This window comes from Mobiluncus porci (assembly GCF_009695935.1).
Classification (GTDB): Bacteria; Actinomycetota; Actinomycetes; order Actinomycetales; family Actinomycetaceae; genus Mobiluncus; species Mobiluncus porci.
In genome coordinates this window covers 72,116-82,464 of sequence record NZ_VUMY01000014.1, presented here as the reverse complement: position 1 = coordinate 82,464, position 10,349 = coordinate 72,116, and the positions used below count along the sequence as shown (strand labels likewise).

The window sequence follows — 10,349 nt, the reverse complement described above, 5'->3', positions numbered from 1 at the left end:
GGAGGGATCATCAGCCAAACGATCCACGACCATCCGCACCGCGCGATCCTTAAACTCTTGTGAATACCTTCTAGGCATGTTCCTATCCTCTCAAAAACAGGTAGGAACAAAACCCAGGACGCTTCAGTCTTTCCATTACGTTTCAAAGGAGTGCCACACTCCGGGCATTTCATCATGTTCATGCCCTCAGCATGAACCAGCCAACTTTCAACCCGACTTTCCCCCGCCAACACAAGCAAAACCCGGGAAAACAGACACACAATTTGACCGACCCCAAAGTTCAGCCAAACCAACTTTCAACCCGACTTTAAGGCTCTACAACAACAAAAATCCCGGATAAAAAACACACAATTTGTCCTTTAACCCCAAAAAGTCGGGGTGCTAGCAACCTCTTTGTGATTGCGCACCCCATCCTCGCTCGCACCTCACGAAAGTAAACTTTCGCGGGTGCTCACTCGTCGGGGTGACAGGATTTGAACCTGCGACATCCTGCTCCCAAAGCAGGCGCGCTACCAAGCTGCGCTACACCCCGTAAAAGGTACATTCCATCTTAACCGAAACTTCGACTTGAACGAAACCGAACAAAACAGGTAAACTTGTTGGGCACGCGAACGTAGCTCAATGGTAGAGCCTCTGCCTTCCAAGCAGATTACGCGGGTTCGATTCCCGTCGTTCGCTCCATTTCTAAGAACCGAGCATCTTCTCACGCGCGGGCGCGGAGCATGGCACCGACAGGGATTGGCTCCGGACAAGGCAAAGAAAACTCGTTAGCCGGATTGTTGATTTCCAGTATGTCTCGCCCCGCCGCATCCCGAATTCCTTCGCTCGGGACTGTAAACCGAATCGGAGGACGCTCGGGAGCCAAAATCTCGGTCTCGGTTCCCGGCACTATCTTGTTGCGCGCCATCACCGTCACTCGACCGGAAACCGCATCATACGCGGTCACAGTGGCGAGCCAGAGCCAATCGCTGATGTAACTTCCGCGCGTGAGCGACTCCCTCGCGGGGGCCTCCGGATAATAGAAACCCGTGGAATATTCCCGGTGGGTGACTTTGAAAGGCTCATCCTTCACCCATTGCGGGAGTTCCACCGGTGCGGGTGCGAGACCGTGCGCGACCTCGGCGGCGCGCTGCTCCCACCACGCCTCGGCCGCGAACTTATAGGCATTGCTCATTGCTGCAGAATAGTACGCCCCCTTGGCGCGACCCTCGATTTTGAGACTCGACACTCCGGCATCAAGAAGGTCATCGACGTGCTCGATCATGTTCATATCCTGGGAGTTAAACAGATACGTCCCACGCGAGTCCTCTTCGATTCCAAACAACTGTCCAGGGCGTTTTTCCTCCACCACGTGATATTTCCAGCGGCAGCTTTGCGCGCAATCCCCGTGGTTTGCGTCGCGGTTGATGAGGTATTTCGAGAGCATACAGCGTCCGGAGAAGGCCATACACATTGACCCGTGGACGAAGGCCTCAATCTCAAGGTCTTCCGGGGTCTGCGCGCGCAGCTCCCGAATCGCCGACAAGCTCATCTCGCGGGCGAGCACGACCCGTGTGGCACCGAGCTCAGAGAGCGCCCTCGCGGCCTGAAAGTTCATCACCCCAGTTTGGGTGGAAATATGGATCTCGACTTCGGGAGCGACTTGGCGGGCAGACATCAACACCCCGATGTCGGAGACTATAAGCGCATCAATTCCGAGGTCCGCGAGCGCCGCCATGTAGTCATTCATCGGCGCAATCTCGTCATTGTCCGGGACGATATTCACGGTGGCATAAACGCGCGCTCCGCGGGCGTGGGCATAGGACAGCCCCGCTTGGAAGTCATCAAGGGAGAAATTCTTGGCCCGCGAACGCATCCCGAAGTCTTTCCCGCCCGCATAGACGGCATCGGCGCCGAAATCCACGGCGGCCCGCAGCACCTCGAGATTTCCGGCCGGCGCTAAGACCTCGGGTTTTACTTGGGTTTTCTCATTCACTCGTCAAGCATAGCGAAACGGCGGCGGCAATCAATACTCGCCGGTGTCTCTGGAACTCGGAAGATTTTGGGCCTTGCTGCCACTATTGCCACCGATGGCCTAAATCGCACGAGTTACAGGGCAATACCCAGGTATTCGACCGTCCCGAGCCCCGAAATCGCCGCGAGCCGCTCCCGCTGAATCGCCACGGCCTCGGGGTTTTCGTCAATCATCACAAAGCGCCGCCCGAGTTTTCCCGCCACTGCCCCACTCGTCCCCGATCCGGCGAAGAAATCCAAGACCCAGTCTCCTTCTCGAGAAGAAGCCTCGATAATCCGGCGCAGAATCCCCTCCGGTTTTTGGGTCGCATATCCGGTCTTTTCCTTGCCAGTGGGGGAAACAATCGTGTGCCACCACACGTCGGTCGGCAGTTTCCCGCGCGCCGCCTTCTCGGGAGTTACGAGCCCCGGAGCCATATATGGTTCCCGATCCACTGAGGTCGAGTCAAAGTAATAATGCTTCGGGTCTTTGACATAGACCAAGATATTGTCATGCTTCGCGGGCCATTTGCGTTTCGCACGCGCCCCGTAGTCATAGGCCCAGATAATCTCATTCAAGAAACTCTCGCGCCCAAAAATCCCGTCCAGAGCCACTTTCGCGTAATGGACTTCGCGATAGTCCAGGTGAAGATACAGGGTTCCGGTTGGCGCGAGCACCCGATAGGCCTGTTCGAGACGCGGACTGAGAAAGCCCCAGTAATCCGCAAACTCGTCATTATAGGAAGTCGCGGCTCCTCGGATAGTCTCATAAGTCTGGCCTTTGAAACCGACTCGAGAGCCTTCCCCCAGATTGTCAATCCTCCGGGTTTTTAGCGAAACTCGGGACTGTACTTTACCCGTGTTAAAAGGGGGATCAATATAAATAAGCTGGAAAGATTCATCGGGAAGTTCACGCAAGACCGGAAGATTATCGCCTTGAATGACCAGGTTCGGGCCCTCTTCGTCCCACCATCCGGTAGGCTGCTTACTCGTCATCTCGCTTCTCCCAGCTACTGTTCGCTAAGAAGCTCTGACAATTCTTCGGTTGTTCCGACAACCGCAACCGCGCCTTGTTCCTCTCCCTGGCCAGCGGTCTTCCCCCAGGTGACGAGCACGGCCGGAACTCCGCAAGCCGCAGCTCCTTCAATGTCATAGAACCGGTCACCAATCATCAAAGCCCGCTCGGGAGTCTCTCCGAGCCCCAGGCGCGCGAGAGTCTCCTCCAGAACCTCTGCCTTTGTTGAAAGCCGCAAATCAGAACTCGCCCCGCCCACGGTCTCGAACGCCTCCAACACCCCGTGGTGGTCGAGAATCTTCCGGGCGGGTTTTTCGAGTTTTGAAGTCGCCACCGCGAGGCGAATTCCTCGCCCCTTCAAGGACTCAAGCAGCTCCGGAATTCCCTCAAATAACGGAGATTCCTCGGCCCGAGGCAGGTAATATTCCCGATATTTCGCCACCATTGCGGCGGCCTTCTCCTCGCTAGCAGCGGGATCAATGTCATACATGGAATCCATCAGGGGCGGGCCGAGATAGGTCAGCAACTGCGCGTCTGTTAACTCCGCTTCTCTCTCGGGGTCGAACAGGTCGCGAACCATAAGGCGAAAACACTCCATCACCAGCGGCGCGGAGTTGACTAGGGTGCCATCCAAATCGAAAATAACCGCCTCAGGACGGAGGCTGGCCTCTTGCTGAACATTCATTGGGTGACTTCCTCCTAGTCGTTTAAACACGTAACGCCCGGCAGCAAGCCAGGCGACACGCGGATGAGACGTTCTAGTCTTCGACGGTCAAACGACCAGTCTGGTAGGCCTTGACCAAACGGCGCGGAATCGCGACCTCCTGGCCTTGCACCTTTACATTATCAAGTTGCGTCAACTTCGCCTTCCATGCGGAACGACGAGTACGAGTGTTGGCGCGGGACATTTTGCGCTTGGGAACTGCCATCGCCCTGCGCTCCTTTCATTTGTCAATCATCACAAGACGTTCAATAATAGCAACTTTCGTCTGTTTTCACCAAACCGGTTTAGGTCGTCGCGTCCTGGGTGGCCACTTTGAAAAGTATTTTTCCGCGCTCAATTTTTATAATCCCAGTTCAAAACGATTTGATTTAAAGCTTCCTCTCAAAAGAAAGACACCAAAGTGGCCGCCCAGGACAGAGCTGTGAGCTGCTACGACATCTCTTTTCAACGACGCAAATTGGTAACCTGAATTCATGGACTTTACAACCCTAGACAAAACAATGAGCGCGGAGCTCGAGATCCAGCGTTCGCGGTTTATTGCCCTCGCGGCGCGCGCGGATTCGGAGGGAACCGCAAGGGAGGTTATCGAGGCTGAGCGGCGGAAATACCCCGACGCGCGGCATCATTGTTCGGCCTTCACTTTCCTTCCCGAAGGCTGGGAATCAGGGGCCATGCCGGTCACGCGTTCTTCGGATGACGGGGAACCCAGCGGAACCGCGGGACGACCCATGTTGGATGTCCTGGTCGGATCCGGATTAAGTAATGCCTGTGTCGTAGTGACAAGGTATTTCGGTGGGATTAAGCTCGGTACCGGCGGACTGGTACGGGCTTATTCCGGCGCGGTTTCCGCGGTGCTTGACGGGGCGCCACGCCTGCAGGTTTCGCAACTTCCGGTGGTTTCTTTTCAAGTGGAACTCAGCAAGGCGCCCGCGCTGGAATCATGGCTGCGGTCTCGCGGTTTAGTGCCATTATCAATCGAGTGGAAAGAGCGCGCCACTTTCCGGATAGCCCTTGCTGACATCGACGAAACCGCACTCGCTACCGCTCTTTCCGAGCAACTCGCCACCGCGATTACCCTCACGCCCGACGGCATCCAAACCGTGGAAAAACCGGCTTGAACTCCGAGAATTTTAAAAATCTCAATTATTGCGTCATAATGTTTACGCAACATTCACGTTGCGAAATACACTAATCGAGATTCTATAAAGGAGGAATCATGCACATCGCTAAAGACATTACCGAGCTCATCGGAAACACCCCGCTGGTTCGCATCAACAAAATCGCTGGCGACAACTGCATGGTTCTCGCCAAGTACGAGGCAGCCAATCCCGGCGGATCCGTGAAAGACCGCCCCGGACTTGCCATTATCCGCGCCGCTGAGGCCTCCGGAAAGTTACAGCCCGGTGGGACGATTGTCGAGGCCACCTCGGGAAACACGGGCGTAGCTCTGGCCATGGTTGGGACTGCTCTCGGATATAAAGTCGTGATTTCCATGCCTGCATCGATGAGCATCGAGCGGCGCAAGTTGATGGCCGCATTTGGGGCGGAGCTCTTGCTGACCGACGCCGCGGGCGGGATGCAGGCGGCCAAGGATGCGGCGGAGAAGTACCTCGCGGAGCATCCCGGTTCGGTTTATGCCGCTCAGTTCGACAATCCCGCAAATCCGGATTCGCACTATCGCACTACCGGTCCCGAGATTTGGGAGCAGACGGGCGGCAAGGTCGACATTTTTGTCGCCGGCGTAGGCTCCGCCGGGACGATTTCGGGAGTGGGGAAGTTTCTGAAGGAAAAGAACCCTGCCGTCCAGATTATCGCGGTGGAACCTGCCGAATCATCACTCCTGGCGAACGGTAAAGCCGGGGGCCACAAGATTCAGGGAATCGGCGCTAACTTTGTTCCCGGCAACTTTGACCGCTCCGTGGTGGATGAATATCTTACCATTCCTTCGGAAGTCGCGATTTCAACCGCTCGGTATGCGGCCTCGAAAGAAGGCCTGCTGGTCGGGATTTCTTCCGGCGCGAATCTGGCCGCCGCGGCTGAGTTGGCGGGGCGTCCGGAAAACGCCGGAAAGACGATTGTGACCGTTTTGCCGGATACGGGCGAGAGGTATTTGTCGACAGTGCTTTTTGAGGGAATCGGCGAATAAGGCGTAGGCACCGGGTCAGACCTCGAAGCGAAGCCACCGTGTCAGACCTCTCTGCTTGCAACTTTGCTTCGCAAAGTTGCGCACCGCTTCCTTGGCCTCGGCAATGCTCGAGCGAGCTCGGCACTTCACTCGACCTTCGTCGCGGTGGCGTAACGAAGCGGAGCCAGAAGGGTCTGACCCTCGTGGCGTAGCGGGAAGGTTTCAGCCGGTTTAGCAGTCGGGGCCAGACCCTTTCGGCTACATTCGCTTCGCTCATTACGCCGAAGAGGTCTGACCCGCCAAACCCCAAATCAAAACCCCGAAAACAAACGGCGTGGCGGCACCAAACCCAAAACTCAGGTAAAGTAAAATCGATGAATTTTCTTGCTAGCCACCCTGTCCCCCCATCGCATATACCCGCAACACGGATGCGGGTGTGGGATTTGATTTTGGAAGACCTCGATACCGCTATGGAGCGCGACCCTGCCGCGCGCAATCGCCTCGAGGTGGCTCTGTCATACCCAGGGGTTCACGCACTTTGGGCCCACCGACTCGCGAATCGGCTGTGGAAGGCGGGTTTACGGATTGTGGCGCGTCTGATTCAGCAAGCGACACGCACCATGACCGGCGTCGATATTCACCCCGCAGCCAGTATCGGTAGGCGGCTGTTTATTGATCATGCCACCGGCGTGGTGATTGGCGAAACCGCAGTTGTGGGAGAGGATTGTCTGATTTTCCACGGCGTGACTTTGGGGGGTCAGCGCATGGTCAAGGGCAAGCGTCATCCCACGGTCGGCGACCGGGTCATGATTGGTGCCGGCGCGAAGGTGCTTGGCGCCATCACGGTTGGTGATGACGCCAAGATTGGTGCGAACGCGGTCGTTGTCAAGGACGTTCCCGCAGGTGGCATTGCGATTGGTGTGCCGGCGAAGCTCCGCAAGGCGAAGCGCGAAGTGAGCCCGGACATGAACATCGACCCGTCCTTGTTCATCTAGACGTGCCCTGTATAGTCGCGAGTCAAGGAATTCTCGCTCCTAAAACGTAGCTATAATCAGGGCACCGGAGCATATGGCAGTGCTCTGAATATAACTACGATTTCGGTATGGCACACTCGAGTTAGGGTCGCCGCCCAGTTCTCAAGCCAGTTTCGGCGCAGGCAAACCGATATAAATTGTCTCGAGGTATTCCTCGATTCCTTCTGTCGAGCCTTCGCGCCCGAGACCGGATTGCTTGACTCCCCCGAAAGGCGCGCCAGCATTGGAGATGGTGCCGGCGTTGAACCCAATCATCCCGATCTCGATTTTCTCGGCAAGCCGCATAATCCGCTCCCAGGAACTCGTGTGGATGTAACCACCAAGACCCATCTTGTCGGAGTTCACCATCCGCACCAGGTTTTCTTCTGTATCGAAACGGACGACAGGGGCGACCGGCCCGAAGATTTCCTCGGTCACAATTTCCGAATCCGGCGAAACGTCGGTCAGGACGGTGGGCGGGAAGAAGAAGCCGTAGCCTTGGGGAACATTGGGTTCACCAGCGACTTTCGCTCCCGCAGCCACGGCACGCTCGACCATCCCGGACACTTTCTCAAGCTGCGACCGGTTGACGAGAGGGCCAACTTCCACTCCGTCGTCCAGTCCGTCGCCGACTTTTTGCGCCTGCATCGCGGCGGAAAACTTCGACACGAACTCGTCGTAAATCCCGTCTTGCACAAAGAAGTGATCCCCGGCGTTGCAGGCCTCACCCATGTTGCGCATCTTGGTGGCCATCGCCGACTCTACCGCGCGGTCAATATCCGCGTCGTCGAAAACCACGAAGGGTGCGTTTCCACCGAGCTCCATCGAGGTGCGGAGCACCTGATCAGCGGCGAGTTTCAGCAAAGACTTACCGACTTCTGTTGACCCCGTAAAAGAGAGCTTCCTCACCCGCGGATCATGCAACAATTTCTCGGTTACCTCCCCGGAATGGGTGGTCGGCAACACCGACAAAACCCCCGCGGGCAAGCCGGCCTCCTCCATGATTCGTGCCAAGAGCAACGCGGTCAAAGGTGTATCCCGTGCCGGCTTCCACAGACACACACAGCCCGCCGCCAAAGCCGGACCGATCTTCCTGGTCCCCATGGCCAGCGGGAAATTCCACGGGGTGACAAACACGCAAGGTCCCACCGGGCGTTTCACCACCATCGCCTGGAGCGCGCCTTCGGGCAAACGGTAATAGTCCCCCCGCACCCGACAGGCTTCCTCGGAGAACCAGCGGAAAAATTCCGCCCCATAGGTGACCTCGCCGTTCGCCTGACCGAGTGGCTTACCCATCTCAAGGGTCATGGTTGCGGCCAAAACCGGACGATATTTCCCGTCCATCAGCTCAAAAGCCCGGCGCAGGATTTCGGCGCGCTCCCGCGGGGCGGTCGCAGCCCATTTCTCTTGCACCGCGTCGGCTCGGTCAAGCGCCACCGCGGCATCTTCGACACCCGCCGAGGCCACTTTCGCCAAGACCGCACCGGTCGCCGGGTTTATAACCGCAAAGCGCTCACCACCAGCGCCAGCTTCCCAGGCGCCGCCCACGAACAGGTCCTTAGGCGTCCACTCGACTAGCCGCGGGATGTCAACCGAATTGCCATTTACAAAAACTAAAACTTCATTGTCCATAACTCCACCCTAAACCCGAGAGAGTCATGACCGAGACCCAAACCGGTAAAATCGGGCCGCGATTTTCGCAGAGGCGTGCACGAATGTACGGTTATAGACCTCCTGCGGTCAACTAGAAATTTTATCGAGCCCGTGAACTGGGGTAATGCAAAAGCGGAAGCGGTTTGCTACAGTGTTGCGGGTTTTCGCCGTACATTCATGCACACTCATTCATTAAATAACCCAGCTTCCCCGCTCGGCAGGCCGGTTCACCGCCCCACCGAAACGCCGGTCACGTGACTGAAAAGCCAGCAAATCCCGCCACAGTTGCATGCGCCCGTAGTCCGGCCAGTCCTCCGGCGCGAAAACCAGCTCGGCATAGGCTGCCTGCCACGGCAAGAAATTCGAGGTGCGCTGCTCGCCAGACGTGCGAATGAGCAAATCCACGTCCGGAAGATCAGGCAAGTAAAGCTCACGGGCTAGGGTCTTTTCGGTCACGTGCTCGGGTCGCAGCTCGCCACGCGCCACCCGCGCTGCGACGGCCCTTGTCGCGTCGGTAAGCTCGGCGCGACCGCCATAGTTGAGGCACATAATGAGCTCAGTTCCGGTGTTCTCCGCGGTCAGCCGCTCGGCCTCGCGAAGCTCGGCGAGCACAGATTTCCACAATCGACCTTCGCGCCCACTCCAGCGCACCCGCACGTTCCACTCGTTCAATTCATCGCGCCGCGCCCGCAACACCCGGCGAGAGTACCCCATCAAAAACCGCACTTCCGTCGGTGTTCGCTTCCAGTTTTCGGTGGAAAATGCGTAAACGGACAAGTGACGTACTCCGGCCGCGACCGCGCCGGCAACCGTGTCCATCAGCGCATACTCTCCCGCCTCATGGCCACTTGTCCTATCAAGCCCTCGCGCGTTCGCCCAGCGACCGTTGCCGTCCATAATGATGGCGACGTGCCCCACTGCACCAACTTCGAGTTCCGCGGGCAAAGCTGGCGCTTCCGGAGCAAAAGGAGCCGGAATCTCGCGTACCCAAGATTTTTCGTTCATAGCGCTTACGCAATTTCCAACACCGAAAGCGACTTCAGCCGCCGTTCAATATGCCACTGGACAAACGTCGTGGTGAGGACATGTGCTTCGGCACGTGCCGACCACTCGCTCGCATCCGCGCGGGCCCAGTCTCCGACCGACAGCGCCGCCAAAAGCAGCATGGTATCTTCCTCAACCGTCACAGCCCCGTTTGGCTTGCAATTGACACACACTGCGCCACCTGCGGAAGGATTGAAATAAGGGTGGGGGCCAGCCGCTCCGCAAGTCGCACAATCCCAGCAGCTCGCGGCCCAGCCCGCCAGTCCCAGCAGGCGCAGCAAATAAGAATCCAAAACCAGTGAAGGCTCGTGGCGTCCCAGAGCCAAGGCGTGCAAGGCTCCGATCGTGAGCCCGTAATAGCGGTCGGTCGCCCAGGCTTCCTCGCTGACCCGTTCGAGCGTCTCTACCATCAAGTTTGCGGTCGTGAAAAGCGCATAATCGTGGGCAATCGAGCGCCCGTAGGGGGCGATGGTTTCGACTTGTTCAATAGAGTGCAGCCCGCCTTTGCCGCGGCGAACCTGGATGTCGACGACTCCGAAAGGTTCGAGACGCGCCCCGATGCGCGAGCTGGTCTTGCGAACTCCGCGCCCTACCGCGCGAATCAACCCGTTTCGCGCGGTAAGCAAGGTCACGATACGATCGGCTTCACCCAAATCCTGGGTTCTAAGCACAATCGCCTCATCTCGGAAAGTTCTCATCGTCCCGATTATTACACACTGCGCGCCGTGACAGCCGACCTGGGCACGCTCTCTTTCGGAAACCCCCAGGAACCTTTCAGGTTTA

The 10,349-nt window shown here is 57.5% G+C and carries 10 protein-coding genes and 2 tRNA genes; 4 read left to right on the top strand and 8 right to left on the bottom strand.

What is annotated here, in order from left to right; translation table 11 throughout:
• Positions 1-458: 458 nt before the first annotated feature.
• Positions 459-532: transfer RNA gene (locus tag FYJ63_RS08265), tRNA-Pro, on the bottom strand.
• A 75-nt stretch (positions 533-607) separates the two neighbouring features.
• On the opposite strand from FYJ63_RS08265, the gene FYJ63_RS08260 reads away from it, so the two are divergent.
• A tRNA-Gly gene (locus FYJ63_RS08260) sits at positions 608-681 on the top strand.
• Positions 682-703: 22 nt separating this feature from the next.
• On the opposite strand, the gene FYJ63_RS08255 is transcribed toward FYJ63_RS08260, so the two are convergent.
• From FYJ63_RS08255 to rpmF, 4 genes are all read right to left on the bottom strand, one after another.
• Complete coding sequence (locus tag FYJ63_RS08255) at positions 704-1,975, bottom strand: peptidase U32 family protein (RefSeq protein ID WP_338106887.1); 1,272 nt, start codon at positions 1,973-1,975, stop codon at positions 704-706.
• A gap of 113 nt (positions 1,976-2,088) precedes the next feature.
• A complete protein-coding gene (locus tag FYJ63_RS08250) occupies positions 2,089-2,988 on the bottom strand; it encodes a DNA-methyltransferase (protein WP_154545623.1) in 900 nt (299 codons plus the stop codon).
• Between the two features lie 14 nt (positions 2,989-3,002).
• Positions 3,003-3,692 (bottom strand): HAD family hydrolase, encoded by a 690-nt coding sequence (locus tag FYJ63_RS08245; protein ID WP_154545621.1) that lies wholly within the window; start codon positions 3,690-3,692, stop codon positions 3,003-3,005.
• A 73-nt stretch (positions 3,693-3,765) separates the two neighbouring features.
• Positions 3,766-3,936, bottom strand: coding sequence for a 50S ribosomal protein L32 (gene rpmF, locus FYJ63_RS08240; protein ID WP_154545619.1), 171 nt, complete (start codon positions 3,934-3,936; stop codon positions 3,766-3,768).
• Positions 3,937-4,231: 295 nt separating this feature from the next.
• On the opposite strand from rpmF, the gene FYJ63_RS08235 reads away from it, so the two are divergent.
• The 3 genes from FYJ63_RS08235 (at position 4,232) to cysE (ending at position 6,851) form a co-directional block, all read left to right on the top strand.
• Entirely contained in the window at positions 4,232-4,849 is a 618-nt protein-coding gene (locus tag FYJ63_RS08235) for an IMPACT family protein (protein WP_229770075.1), read from the top strand.
• A 98-nt stretch (positions 4,850-4,947) separates the two neighbouring features.
• A complete protein-coding gene (cysK, locus tag FYJ63_RS08230; protein WP_154545615.1) occupies positions 4,948-5,877 on the top strand; it encodes a cysteine synthase A in 930 nt (309 codons plus the stop codon).
• A gap of 407 nt (positions 5,878-6,284) precedes the next feature.
• The gene (cysE, locus tag FYJ63_RS08225; protein ID WP_229770079.1) at positions 6,285-6,851 is read left to right on the top strand and encodes a serine O-acetyltransferase; all 567 of its coding nucleotides are present in this window, start codon (positions 6,285-6,287) and stop codon (positions 6,849-6,851) included.
• A gap of 141 nt (positions 6,852-6,992) precedes the next feature.
• On the opposite strand, the gene FYJ63_RS08220 is transcribed toward cysE, so the two are convergent.
• The 3 genes from FYJ63_RS08220 to recO form a co-directional block, all read right to left on the bottom strand.
• Positions 6,993-8,501, bottom strand: a complete 1,509-nt coding sequence (locus tag FYJ63_RS08220; RefSeq protein ID WP_154545610.1) for an NAD-dependent succinate-semialdehyde dehydrogenase — start codon at positions 8,499-8,501, stop codon at positions 6,993-6,995.
• Between the two features lie 213 nt (positions 8,502-8,714).
• Positions 8,715-9,527, bottom strand: coding sequence for a polyprenyl diphosphate synthase (uppS, locus tag FYJ63_RS08215; protein WP_154545608.1), 813 nt, complete (start codon positions 9,525-9,527; stop codon positions 8,715-8,717).
• Positions 9,528-9,532: 5 nt separating this feature from the next.
• A complete protein-coding gene (recO, locus tag FYJ63_RS08210; protein ID WP_154545605.1) occupies positions 9,533-10,264 on the bottom strand; it encodes a DNA repair protein RecO in 732 nt (243 codons plus the stop codon).
• Positions 10,265-10,349 lie beyond the last annotated feature (85 nt).